Annotated in this window: 7 protein-coding genes; 1 reads left to right on the top strand and 6 read right to left on the bottom strand. The window is 57.0% G+C overall.

Annotation, left to right across the window (positions count from 1 at the left end; genetic code table 11):
• Nucleotides 1-59 precede the first annotated feature (59 nt).
• Complete coding sequence (locus D3A59_RS24095; RefSeq protein ID WP_240636195.1) at nucleotides 60-317, top strand: hypothetical protein; 258 nt, start codon at nucleotides 60-62, stop codon at nucleotides 315-317.
• A 297-nt stretch (nucleotides 318-614) separates the two neighbouring features.
• On the opposite strand, the gene D3A59_RS24090 is transcribed toward D3A59_RS24095, so the two are convergent.
• From D3A59_RS24090 to D3A59_RS24070, 6 genes are all read right to left on the bottom strand, one after another.
• The gene (locus tag D3A59_RS24090) at nucleotides 615-1,715 is read right to left on the bottom strand and encodes a hypothetical protein (RefSeq protein WP_119157859.1); all 1,101 of its coding nucleotides are present in this window, start codon (nucleotides 1,713-1,715) and stop codon (nucleotides 615-617) included.
• A 955-nt stretch (nucleotides 1,716-2,670) separates the two neighbouring features.
• Nucleotides 2,671-3,993, bottom strand: coding sequence for a type II toxin-antitoxin system HipA family toxin (locus tag D3A59_RS24085; RefSeq protein WP_119157858.1), 1,323 nt, complete (start codon nucleotides 3,991-3,993; stop codon nucleotides 2,671-2,673).
• Nucleotides 3,994-4,392: 399 nt separating this feature from the next.
• On the bottom strand, nucleotides 4,393-5,535 hold the full coding sequence (locus tag D3A59_RS24080) for a protein NO VEIN domain-containing protein (protein WP_119157857.1): 1,143 nt from the start codon (nucleotides 5,533-5,535) through the stop codon (nucleotides 4,393-4,395).
• Nucleotides 5,535-8,687, bottom strand: a complete 3,153-nt coding sequence (locus tag D3A59_RS25700) for a sacsin N-terminal ATP-binding-like domain-containing protein (RefSeq protein ID WP_157991689.1) — start codon at nucleotides 8,685-8,687, stop codon at nucleotides 5,535-5,537. Before D3A59_RS25700 ends, D3A59_RS24080 begins: the two co-directional genes overlap by 1 nt.
• Complete coding sequence (locus D3A59_RS24075; protein ID WP_119157856.1) at nucleotides 8,684-12,244, bottom strand: DEAD/DEAH box helicase; 3,561 nt, start codon at nucleotides 12,242-12,244, stop codon at nucleotides 8,684-8,686. Before D3A59_RS24075 ends, D3A59_RS25700 begins: the two co-directional genes overlap by 4 nt.
• Before the next feature lie 282 nt (nucleotides 12,245-12,526).
• On the bottom strand, nucleotides 12,527-13,180 hold a 654-nt coding region (locus D3A59_RS24070), incomplete at its 5' end, for an IS630 family transposase (RefSeq protein WP_119157855.1).

The raw sequence follows: 13,180 nt of genomic DNA, 5'->3' as shown, positions 1-13,180 counted from the left end.
GGACACAAGCATCCTCGACCGGCTACCCATGTTCAATGTGACTTGGCCGGACGGATACGATGGCCCTGCACGTCTCGGAGAAGCTGCGGGACGACAAGGTCGTCATGGCGCAGGTGGAGAACAACAACCGCGAGCAGGCGATGAAGGCCAACCTGCCCTCAACGGCCGTTCAAATCATCGTGGGCGCGATGCAGAGCCACCAGACGATGGCTACCCGGCTGCTGAGCGACGAGACGACTCGCGGGCTGTTCTTGGACGTCGTGTACGAGCTGCTGAAGAAGGACACCGGGGGCGAGCTGATGCGCGCAGTGCGGTGACGTCTGGCCCGAGCGCCGACATCCCACTTCACAACCTCGCCCTCGGCTCGTGGGCGGGTTCCTTCAGAACCGGCAGCTGCCGTCCTCGTCGCGCTTCATCCGCATCGTGAAAAGCGGCCCGAGCCTATAGCCGCGTAGCACGCATGCGCCAGAAGTTCGGCGTCGTACCCGGTCGGCACTGGCGGTACAGCATCGCTGCAGCGTGCCGCTATTTCACCAAGCACCTCGCGCTCCGGACACTCCCCCTCAACGCATATCAAGTGCGCCATCACCCGCGACCGGAGGCTATGGAGCTGGCTACCCTAGCCCGTCGAAGCGGTACGTTCCGTCGTCCTTGCTGAACAGAACGACATTGATGTCCGCCTTACGGGCAAGATGCCGTTCGTGGCTTGCTTTCGGCTTCTCGGGAAGAACAAGATGTCGCCGCACAGGCAGCTCCAGAAGCTCGGTGAGACATTCACCATGGATAAGCAGCTGGCCGACTCCTGTATACACATCCGTTGTCCTGGCAGACGTCTTCACTTCGTATAAGTCCACCTCGGCCCCGGCGACGATGGCCAAGTCGATGGCCTGCGCCTTCTGGCTTTTGCCCTTGTCACGCAGCTGCGCCTCAAGCGCCTTAACAACATCGCCATGCTCAACGGTTCGCTTGCCTCCGCCATGACCTTTGGTAACTCCTTCACCGGCGTACTCGTCAAAGTAGTCCCTGAGCGTCAGCAACGGGTCCTTAGAAGAGGCCGGCTTTCGACCACTTGCGGCTTTGCCTCCCTTCGCGCCTCCCGAAGAAGGAAGTCCATCTTTGACCGGCTGCTGCTGGGGCGCTTTGCTCAAACGTGTCGCAACCTCACGAGCCTCCTCACCAAAACTCCATAGGCGGTCGGCAAGGTTAGGGTCATCTAGGGCGGAGATGAGAATAAGCTTTGAAATTTGCCCATCATCATCAGCTTCAATCGTGCGTGCAGCAAATTCTCGAAATACTTCTTCTTTCTTAAGAGCAGCATTGCCCTTTGTTAGCTTGCCCCGGTGTGCAATAAACAAATCACCTCTTTCATCGACAACAAAAGCGCCCGCCATCCTTCGGTTATATATTGTGGCAGGAAAGTTCAGTTGCACCGAAATCTCCATCCACTTACTGCTTCCCGGCTCACCAGCGAGCACAAAGTTCAGCAGCTTATCCGGTGCCAAATTGTCCTTGTCTAGGAGTGTATGCGGAGACCATGCCCTGACAGCGGTGCCATTTGCATACTCAAAGAACACAACACCAGTGTGATGGCCGGCCGGATAGGTTATTTCCCTGCTTTCCCTTACTCGAAATTTCTTGCGCAGTTGCACTGCGAGACGTTCGTTAAGGCGAGCAATCTTTTTAACGTCAGTGACTACCTGGAATGAGTTACCCAAGATTTACCTCTTTCTAATAATTATTACTCGCCTGCAACTTTTAACATTTACTCGATGGTGCAACAGTCCTCTTGCAGCCCGCTAGAGGGCTTGCTAAGCCAACTTGCAACCGCGCAAGCGACGAATGCATCAATGTCAGGTTTCAATTGCGGCGTCCGGTCGCACTCAATCGCAACTGCTCCTCCAACACCCTAATTTTACATAGCCTCGGCTGATTGTCATGTTCAACTTCTTCCATTGAACGGAGGTAGCTCGTCATGAGCCTCTAAATATTGCCTTAGCAACATAGATTCCAAAGCCTCTGCTTCAGCCTTAGAGGGCTGATGGGCCCAGTACAACGTCACTTGGTCTCCGGAGTCGAGGACTTTCTGGGCTCGATTGCGCAACCCGTGAGCATGCGGACCATTCGGGTAGCAGTAGATGCGCAGTCTGCAACTTTCGGAGCGTCCCCCCAGTTGCTTAGTTGAGCCAATGTACAGGATGCGACTTTGTCCTCTCAAGCGGCCAAAAGGCTTTTCGTGGAGTAAAACGTAGACTGCGGGTTCAGGTGAGATGTCCACTCTTTGCCGGAGCGCCTCCACCCAAGGTTTTGAGTTGGTGAATTCAACGGGTAGGTCCATGGCGTACTTATAGCATTTAGCAACTGCTCATCATAGACCACCTCGACCGTGTGTATCTTGGGGACTGCACGCCCTGCCTGCCGTCTGGAAGTAGAGCACGAACAGGCCGCCGTGCCTAAGCTGTGCGCCGCTCAGCTTGTTGACCTGGGCCTGTAGCGCATGTCTCTTGTCTGCTAGGCGTGACATGCCGTCTGCATGCAGCCGAGCGGGGTGCTTTCATCGTCGCCAAACTGTTAGAGATGAAAAACGCGACAAATTGCGGTCCGCGCCAAAATTAGAGAGGAAAAACACGACACTCTCGTGCTGCTCAAGCAACCAGAGCCTAAGACTTTTTATCAGGTCAAATGAGCCATCGCGGCCGACATCTCCTCGAGGCCGAGCCGCAGGTGGGCGTGCACGTTCGGCTCCAGCCCCATCTCCACGCCGTGGCGGGCTATCTCGGTCAGAGGCGCGGCCATCGCGCGCAGCCCCTCCACGAGCGGCTCGCGCTGCAGCGGCGCGTCGCGCTCGCCCTTGTCCTCATGCGGCCGGCTGAGTTCGACCACCGCGTCGAGAACCCGCGCCCAGTCCGGGCAGCCCCCATCATTATTGCGCCAGCGGATACGCCGGGCGATACCGTTGGGGTGCAGGTACATCGGGGCGAAGTCGTAGAGCGGCGTGAGCGTGATACGGCCGTCGAAGTCGCGCTGCAGCGCCGTGTTGCGGGAGTGGTTGTCCTTGTTGCCGAGCGCCAGGTTCGCGACATCGCGTCGCAGGTACTCCAGTACCTCGGCCTGCGGGGCGGTGCAGCGGCGCACCAGGTGCCAGCAGACCTCGTCGTGGCTGAGGGCGTACTCGCCGACTCGACCGGTCAGGCTGGCGATGCTCTCCTGACCGAGGCGCTCCACGCCGCCGTCGACGCGGACACGACGGTCGAAGCGCGGAATGAAGAGCACGCGCTCGCGAAGCAGCAGCGGGGCATGCACACGCAAACCCAGCCGCTGCGCGAGTTCCATGTAGGGCCCCTCGTGCCGCAGCACCTGGGCAAGCCGCTCGTTGGCGCCACGGCCGAACTTGACGATGTAGTGCTGACGGGCGCGCGCATCCGGGAGGGTGTGGTCGAGGTAGAGCAGCCCGTCGTCGGCGCGTGTGAGCAGCAGCTTGGGCCACTCGCCTTGAACGCCGGCGGAGCCAGCCGCGAAGAGGCCATGCTCGGCCAAATATTCACAGAAGACTTCGCTCCGCTCAGAGACCTCTGCATCGTTGAAACCGTGCAGTGGCCCCTGGTGCTCAGCTAACCAAGCGGCCGCGGCTTTCACCCGCAAATTGCCAACTGGGTTTCCCGCACCCACCATCAGCAACGGCCAGTCAGCCGCATCGCGCGCTGTCTCCGGCATCCCCAGGCAGCGCAGCAACTCCCCGCGGCCGAAGCCTTGCGGCAGCAAGTCGATGAGACACGGCGGCCAGTGCTTGAGCAACACAGCCTCTAACTGGACGGGAAACTGGCAACCGAGCGCATGGGCAGCACGTGCGTCCTGGTGTTCCACGGCCCAGGTCATGTCGTAGGCGGTGTAGGTGGCCGCCTTCGAACCTGCCTCAGCGAAAGCCATCAGGCTCACCGAGGCGACGTCGTGCCAAGTGTCGTGTACATGGAGCTGAAGGGTGCAGGCCTTAGTCATTGTGGACACTTATAGCCCTCCACAGTTTTCCTCGGTGTACCAGACTAAAGTCAATTTTTCTGTCTCCCACCCATTCAAGCAGCGCAGCCGTCCAATGTAATTACCAAACGTGTTCGAAGCGAGGCGAACATGGCAATACAAACACGCCCTGACATGCCACTAACAGATGGCATGAAAGGAGAGGACAATAATGCAAAAACCCAATAATTTCATCGAGCGTGAGCATGCCAAGGTCAAGCCTTTTAGTCACCATGGAAATCGAAGCGGGCCCTACGCTCGCCTATCCTTCCATTAAGAAATCGGTACCCGTGGTCCGCTCTCTGAATGTGACCAACATGGGTAGCCGGCCGCTCATCAACGCGCGAGTGTTCGTAACCTGCTCCCGCTTCGTTAAAGACATCAACTCGTCATGCGTCGGAAGGAAGCACGGTAATCGACGGGCTCCAAGTACAGGTGGGACGAAACATCGCCGCGAAGCATGTACAAAGCTGGCGAGTCCCGGAATCGGAAGAGCCGGTACAAAAAGAACGCATCTCCAGCCTCTTTGGAGAAGTCAACCTCGTTGCGACTAATAATGAATGCTGAGGCGTGGGAGCCGTTGGTAGTTTTCACTTCGATGTACCTTGGCTGACTAGGTGCGTCGTACGAAAGGATGTCGAAGCCGGAACCATCTCCCAATTTATCCGAGACCCACTCCAGCTTGGCAAAAAGTTCCGCTTGACCTGCCTCAATGAGCCGATGCTGCTCGAATTGGATTGCCCACTGTTCGCCGGCTCGACCCAGCTCGCGGTTGCTCTCATCGCGAGACGCATAGTCCACCTTGCGGGGCAGTCGTACCCTCGGGGTCGACTCGACTTTCATTACCGTTTCTACCTGCGGCGGCTCAACAAGAACGGCCTTGAAGCTCTGCTGGTGAGGTGACTTGACTTCCTCGAGGGCATCTACTACCTGTTTGATGAGGTCAGTGTTGGCAAGGATGAATTTCTGAACCTCCTGTCGTAGAAGTAGTTGAGCGTTTCCACGCGGCTTGTACCCGGGGACAAACGGAAGGCCAACTCCATGCAAGACCGCGCTGATGTTCTGGTGCTTGAGTTCGACGGAGGCCTTGCTCCGACTCTGCAACTGCTTTTTACGAAGACCAGCATTGAACTCCGTCTTGTTGTAGCGCTGCTGATTCGCCTCAAGCCTGAGCATCTCGAAGTACGCCGCCACGGCCGCCTGAACTTCTGCTGAAGACCAGTCCTCACCGATTCGAACGACCTCGAATCCCAGGCCACGAAGCTTTGGAACGACGGTGGCTTCTCCTCCTGAGAAATCCCCCGCCTTCAGCGGCCCTTCCTCAGGGAACTGGTAGCCAAACGCTGCGCCAGCAACTGCTTTGGAGTCGCACAGTTGCCCACTGGCCGGGTTTTTAACCAAAAAGTCTTTGGACTTACCAAATCCGTAGCGCTGGAGAAAGGCCGTTCGACCGAGCTTGCCGAACTCGTCCAGCGCCGCCTGTACGGCCGCTGGGCTTTGGAGTCGAGAAAGGTCTGACGGCACTAGTCATCCTCTCTATCTTCGGCACTCAAGCAAGCCTTTGCGTCTGCCAGGTGCGTCTGGGTGAAATAAAGGGTGGTTTCTTGACCTCCCAATGCAATCTCAACTTCGGTCGAGTGCGCGGTTGCAATTACTTCACTCATCGAATTCCTCTGAGCGTTGGCATACTGGAACGCAGCCGCGTGATTAGGGCAAAGCGCTAAGTATGTGGCCCGATATCGCTTCTGCGAGCTCTCAATCAATTCGACCGCTTCAAAGTAATACGCCCCCGTTGGCAGCTTGAATGGAAGCTCATCCTTGCAGGCTTGGCAAATCATTTGACCATTACTATTGGTGTATTGGTCTCTCAAGTAGACCTTTGCCTCGGCCTTACTTTCGTTGGCGCCAATCTGAACTGAGCGCTCGCGAATCGCTGCCGTCTTCTCGGGTGTCGCCTGCGCATCCGCACTCACTCGCTCACGGCGAAGCTCCAGATTCCTCACGGGCCTTACCGGGAGCTCAATCGGTTCGGAGCGCCGCTGCTTCGCTTCGGCAAGAATCCTCTCTTGTTCTTCCTTCGGGAGCTTCTTGAACTCAAGGGCTCGGGCAAGTTCGTCTTCGGACTCGAATCCAAGCCCCTTGCGATATTCAGAGCGGACCGCAGTCTCGGCGTTCCTCTTCCTCTCTTCGACACCAAACTCGACAGCCTCAAGCCACTTATAGCCAGCGTCCACGGTCAACCCTTTAGGCAGTTGACCGGTCACGGCGAATCTGGGCTTCACAAAGGTGCCGTCTGTTTGAGGCACCCAAGCAATCTCACGCAAGGAGTAGACCAGCTGAGACAGAGAGGTTCTCGGTCCGCCTCTAGCGGTGTACTGAAAAAAGGCTTGCAACACGCTTGGTCGAACAGACTCGCTCCGGCACAACGCTTTCCAGACGAGCTGCACTGCAGGCAGGGACTTGGATTTAAGCAGGAGTTCAGCCTCCGGGGCGAGAGCAAAATCTCGATTGACCATGTTCCCCGCGCGTTCGCCTGGAGCTGTAGAGAGTACAGACTTCCAGTTCGGGTTCTTAATACAGCTCGCACTGACTGAGAGTCTGTCAAACTCACTTTGACACCCCATTGCCTTGGCGAACTTGACGATTCTTTCCAAAGGGAGGCCACATTCGGAATACCAAGAGTCAAGAGGCCAGCGCTTGAGCTTCTGGTCTGTAGTTATTTCGTACAGGAGATGCAGACCCGTGCGTTCAAATGGCTCATCCAAAAACACCTTTCCTGCCGAAGCCCACTTTGTCGCAAGAGAAGCAACTTTAAAGACTTTTGAATCGGCAAACATTCCCTTCGAAGAGGGATTACCTTCGAGGAACGCCATCATCCTTGACAAGTCGGCAAGGTACTCTGCGTCAGTCGGCGGTGCGCCACCCTCCTTATATCGAGTATTTATTAGCAGGCGCAATTCATCTTCTTCGTTCGGTTCACGAACGCCAATCTGCTCTAGGAACCTCCGTGCACCAAGCTGCTGTGATATTTTCGCACCCTCTTTTAGCACGCGCTCGTCCACACGGTGATGGGGGTCCGACTCGCTCCACGGCCCTGTCTGAAAATAGGCCAGCGAACCAGTCCCCCATTTTCCTGAGGCAAGGGGAATAAAGTAAACATCTCCCAAGTTTCTGAAGTCGTCTGCTTCCTCACAGAACTTTAACAAGTGAGCATAGAGTGCTTGCAGCCACTCAAAGGGTTTATTAGCAATCCACTCTAAAACGTCCTGCTTGATTTCACAAGGGTCCCACGAATCTTCTGAATTCCTTAGCTTCGTCTCGAGAAATTCGATTAAGCTGTCGGTCTCCCAATAATGAATTCCAAGACTGGTCAAGAATCGGTCTTGATTAGAGTTCTTCTGAGTCGCTCCAATTGCCCACTCTGGATGGTCCTGTCGGGAGGTGACGAACGCCAAGTCGTCGGAAGGAATAAGGACTTTCAGCGCTGCTTTCGCCTGAAGCAGCTGGACCGCAGGTGCGTGCCCACCACGATGCGTCGGCACCAGCGCGGAAGTTTTCATCTCTTCCAGGATGGTGGACCTAATGACCTTGTATCGCTCCGGCAGCGGGTCGTCGTTGTTGGGTAGCACCGCAAGGAATTCGCCGCTCAGCAACCCGAGCTTTTTAATCGCGTGCAAGGACTGCGCTGCGAGCATTGCAAGCTGCGCAAACAACGGCAAATTCTCTGGCGAGTTCTTGATGCTCGCCCGGCTCAGTTCAGGGACGAACGGGCCATGAAGATGGAAGCGAAGTCCGGAGGTTTCTTTGTCCGCGGGAAAGAAGACCGAAACCTTGCCGCGTACCGCTGGGACAACCTTTAGTTGTTCCTTAATGGCCCTATTCTTGTCGAATGACTTTTTTTCGCCAGTGAGGGCCAGTTCAAAGGCGATAGCCACTTGCTGTCTTTCGACCCCCTGAACTGGTGCTGAGAAGCCCTTGTCCAGTTGCACAGGTGCACTGAAGCGTAGCCAGTGAGAGCTAAGAACGTCTTTCCCATCCAGCTGCTTCAGAACTTCAACATGGTTCTCGCTGTGCTCCTCTCGGAGCAACGCCCCCTCCTGCGACCCGACCCTCCACTTGATGTACCCTAGATTGCGCAAGAAGAGAAGGGTGTTTTCAGAGAGGTGCTCAAGGCCTGCCTTGATTTCCGCAAATGCCTCTTTGACATTCTTTTTCGGATTATTGAACGGAAAATCGAAACGTGTGCGGTCACCGAGATGAGGATTAGGCGGCACCTCCAATGGCAGCACCAGCCGCTCAATCCGAAAGCTGTGGTGCTTGGAATACACGACCGGGGTATCGGTGTAAACAAACACAGACTTGAAACCCACACCGAACTTGCCAATCTGGTCTGGGTTATCTTTTTTGCTGCTATTGAAAATACCCGTGATGCCACGGATGTCCCGCTCGTTGAAGTGACGCGTCCCGTTGTGTTCAAACGAGCATCCATGGGCATTCAACTCAAACGCCGCCTCAGTGGCCCCTGCGTCCTCGGCGTTCTGGAGAAGTTCAAAGATGAAGTGCGCCTCGTCCGGATAGAAATCCTCGAAGATTCGAAGGTTAATGTCCCCCCCGTTTGCCTCGATACCGTCCAGAAGAAGCTGTCGATTTCGCGCAATCTGCTGAATAAGGCTCATGGCGCCCCCCGGACTTCAAGAACACCGAACACAGCTGGGGAAGCTTTAATATCACCACTCTCCGCAGCACGGCGCAACTCCGCAACGCGAACATCGAAGTCGACCTTCGCACGCTCCAGCTCCGCTGCCTTCATAACTCGAATCTTCTCGTTCGTCGCTTTTCGAAGTTGTTCTTCGAGAACGGTTCTCCGTGCTCCAAAACTAGCAGAGAGACTCTGAATTCGAACACCGACGAGTTGCCTGTTTTCCTCTGAGTGCTCTGCCGACTGATTCAGCCACCGTCGGTGATGAACTGCATCTAGTTCGTCCATAACTTGCGAGGTAGGACCCTCAAGGTCCGGTGCGTCGGATGACAAAGGCAAGAGTTCCAAAAGTGCAGAAGCCACTTGGTCCTCCGCAGCAATCGGAATGAGTTCTTCATCGCGACGTACGCCTTGACGTGTCCATCGATACAAGGCAAACGGATGGATGCCTTTTGGGAGGGAGTCATTGAAGACACGCAACTTCACGAATACGGCCTCTGGCTCATGCAAGTACGCGGCGGCCTGCCGGAGTAGTGGATGCCCCAGAGTAAGCAAAACCGCAGCAGGGTTGTCCACGGCGGTCTCTTGCTCAAACGTGACCTGAAGCGTTGGAACGGTACCTTTCAGCCACTTCTCCCAAGCGCGGCTCAGCGGGTCTGTAGAGCGAGGCAATTTGCGGTAGTCCTCCAACAGTGATGCGCGACCTTCAACGCCAACGCGAAGCGTCCTCAAAGACTTTTCTCCAAGCAGATATTCCTGCTCCTTACCAAGCCTCCGAGTTAGGTAGGACGTGACTGCACCTCCAAGAGCCATGGGCTCCAGCCAATGGTTGCGGGACTGTGCCAATCTCTGCTCCCAGCTTGCAGCAGCGATGTTGAGTCCGAACAGCTCGCCCTGACGCTGCTCTAGCTGCTCCTCCTCCTCAATCTGGCGAATTTTGTTGTCGGCCAATTGCTGCAGGCGTTGCGAGCGCTCGTTCTCACTCAGGCTGAAGGTTTCGGCGATGCTGTGCAACTCGCGAGTGATATCGCCAAGAATTTCTTCATTGCCTCCAATCGCGTGCTGGAACACACCAATGCGCGAGAGACACCGGTCGTAGATTTCACTGTCGATAGTCCCAGCGGTCACGAAGTTGAAGATGCCGACGGCTTCACTGGTCTGCCCATAGCGGTCGATACGACCGATGCGCTGTTCTATGCGCATCGGATTCCAAGGCAGGTCAAAGTTGACCAGGCAGTCACAGAACTGAAAGTCCAGGCCTTCGCAACCCACCTCTGAGGACAGCAGAATGTCCAACGCGGACTCATCCGCCTTGGGCAGTGCGAAGCGTCGACGCAACTCGGCTCGCTCCTCGTCAGGAACGCCGCCATGGACAAGTCCGAATCGAATCCCGGCTTCATTCAGCTTTCTAACCAGGTACCGCAGCGTGTGCCGGAATGTGCTGAAGACCAGCACCTTGTTGCGGGGCATGCCGAGTTTGTCGCGAACAACATGCATGAAGGCATCAGCCTTCGGGTCCTTCGGGTCAAGACGCCTTGCCCGTTGAATGAGCGACTCAATGTCTCCTCGGATTTGCTCAATGAAGGCTTGGTCTCGTTCCTCCGCGTCTGCGTCGTCATCCTCTGACTCAAGTTGGGCAAGCTTCCCTTCCAGAATGTTCTCGAGCGCCGGAGCGAGGCCGTACAGGCTACTTGCGGCCTGACGGCTCACTGTGGTCATCATGAACTTCACGTTCTGATTGCCGTGTAGCCTCGCCAAGATGCGTGCGATGACTGACAGCAGGTCATCATGCAGTTCTTTCTGGCTTGCTGTGAAGTCCGTCGTGACCGTCTCAGCCTTGCGTGTGGTGAATTCGCCAATGTCGCGTCGGCGCGTTCGATTGATGAGCGAGCTGAACGTATACAGGCCTTCCAAGGCTGAAATGGTCTTGATTCGCGACAGTCCGTCGTCTGGCCCCTCTGCAAGGCCGTCGTAGATATGTTGGAAGCCCGGATTTACCGATAGCACTTCGCGGCCCCAAGTTGTTCCTGTGACGAGTCTGAGCTGCCCACGAACCTCTTCAGCCCAGCCTTCGCCACCCCGTCTGCAGGCCTGAATGCCAGCATTGATGAACTGATTCGGCTCGGCCATCTGCCCGAAGCTGGCCGGGTCAATAATGACATCTGGCCGGAGCACATTGAGCAGTGTGAACAGGTCATGTCGCCCGAGCTGAACAGGCGTTGCAGAGAGGAATACGACCGCCTCAGCATTGTCCGCAAAGTAGCGCACTGCCTGATGGAGGAATGTCTCCGAGTTGCGGATGTGGTGCGCCTCGTCAACGATTACCAAGTCGAACTTCGGCGGAGGGTCTAGCTCAAGGAGACCTGGGTCACGTGACTTACCCTTGCCCGACTTTCCAAACAGCAGGTCGTTGTCGAAAAGCGAGGTGGGCACGATTGCCTTTTCGTACTGTGCGGGCCACTCACCACTCAGGTGCGTTTCCTTGATGCAATGCCGGAGCAAGGAACCATTTAGCGGGACGAAGCTCTCGTCGAATCGCTTCATCTCTAGCTCCCACTTCCGCTCAGCGACGAGGGCTTTGGGGCAGATGATTAGGACCGACTTGATGTCGCTGCGTGCCTGTAACTCCTTCAGGATGAGTCCAGCTTCGATGGTCTTGCCAACCCCAACCTCATCGGCGACCAGCAGTCGCGGGCGGTCAGCGTTGATGAGCTTGAACACCGGTCGATACTGGTACGGAACGAATCGAACCCGACCGGAGTTCAGCGAGTACAAGGACGAAGCGGAGGGGGACGAAAGCAGTACAGAGGTCAAGAGTGCGAAGAACTCTACCGCCGTAAGTACCTTTCGGCTGTCATCCTGCTTGTCAAGCTCTTGCAGCTGGCTCTCGTAGTAGACCTGCTTGCCACCACCCTCGAAGACCCGGTAACGCGTCTCACCCGACACGCTGGGTAGTACCTCAAGGACAGGGAACACGGCTGCTGGATTGGACTTCAGGCACAGCAGTTGTCCGACCAAGAACTTGTGTGCTGGCACGGTGGGCGGCGGAGCTGGCTGAGGTGTTTTCTCCTTTGACGCAGGTGCGGTTGTCAATGCAGAAGGGGTTAGCCGCACAAGGGTGGCTTGCTTGAAAAACTCGACTTGGTTGAGCAAGTCGGTGCTAGCGCCTACGACCGCTAGAAGGCGACCGAGGGTATCTGCGTCCCGAAATGTATCGGTAGGACTAAGGCCACCGGCCGGTGCATGGGCCCACCTGTTGCGAACGCTCTGCAGCTCCTTGACCCAGTTCCGTGCCTCTCGCGGCAGGGGCTCCGCACCAGCGAGCTCGCTCCAGTTTTGGTCCATTATCCGCAGCACTGCTGCCAAGTCCAAACCTACTAAGGACTGAATGCGCCTCTCCTCCACTAGGCGCTGCTGCTGGAAGGTGAGGCGGTTCACTACTTGGTCTTGCCACCAGTTTGGGCCGAGGTTGGGTAGCTTTTCCTCAAGCCACCTTGCGATGGCTCCTCCAGACTTGTGCAGCAGCTCGTTCATGTTAAATTCGGAAGCGTCCGTCCTGTTGTCAAACATGGTGCTGTGAGGCGGCTTATAGGCCAGGTCGATACACAGCCATCAACCACCGTTATCCGCTGCGACGTTCGAACTTGCTGAACCCTCAGGCGGGGCGGGACCGTAATAGTACGGGATGAGCGCGCATCATGCCTAATACTACAGTTGTAGATGCTTTAGGATGTTCCGACGCCAGTGGCAGAGCCGGGCGCGGGCTTGGTGGCGTCTGCGCCAGTACGACTAGGGAAGGTCTGATTTATACGGATCCTATGAAGTCTCCGGACGCTGAAGGGCCTGGGAGACGGCGTGGCGGATCCAGTCGAAGTTGGTGAGGCGGCGGATGCGCTCGGCATCGTCGCTCAGGCTTAACCAGGCTGTGGCCACAGCGCTGTCGAGTGCCTCGTGATCCGGGTAGACACGGTTGCTCAGGTAGCGCTGGCGCATCTCGCGCCACAGCATCTCGGCCGGGTTGAGCTCGGGCGAGTACGGCGGCAGCACCAGCAGCGTGAGGTTGCCCGGCACCCGCAGCGCCGCGCTCTGATGCCAGCCCGCGCCGTCGAGCACGAGCAGCGCGTGCACGTTGGCTGCGAGGCTGCGGCTGAGGTCGTTGAGCTGCGCCTGCATCGTCTGGGTGTTGGCCTGCGGCATCAACCAGCCGTTGCTCTGTCCGGTGGCCGGGCAGATCGCCCCGAAGAGGTAGAGCCAGTCGTACTCGGTCTGCCGGGGCGCGCGAGGGCGGCTGCCCCGGTCGGCCCATACCCGGGAGTTGCAGCCCTGCTGGCCGAAGCGGGCCTCGTCCTGGAACCACAGCTCGATGCGCTGCGCGGGATGCGCGGCTTGCGCTTCAGCCAGTCTTGCGGGGAGCTCGTTTTTTAAAAGCCGCCCGGGCAGCGTCGTCGGACTGCGGATGGTGGGGGCGGG

This window comes from Caldimonas tepidiphila, from assembly GCF_003569765.1.
Lineage (GTDB): Bacteria > Pseudomonadota > Gammaproteobacteria > Burkholderiales > Burkholderiaceae_C > Caldimonas > Caldimonas tepidiphila.
Note: the sequence above shows the minus strand (reverse complement) of the source record. Positions and strands in the feature narration are given on the sequence as shown.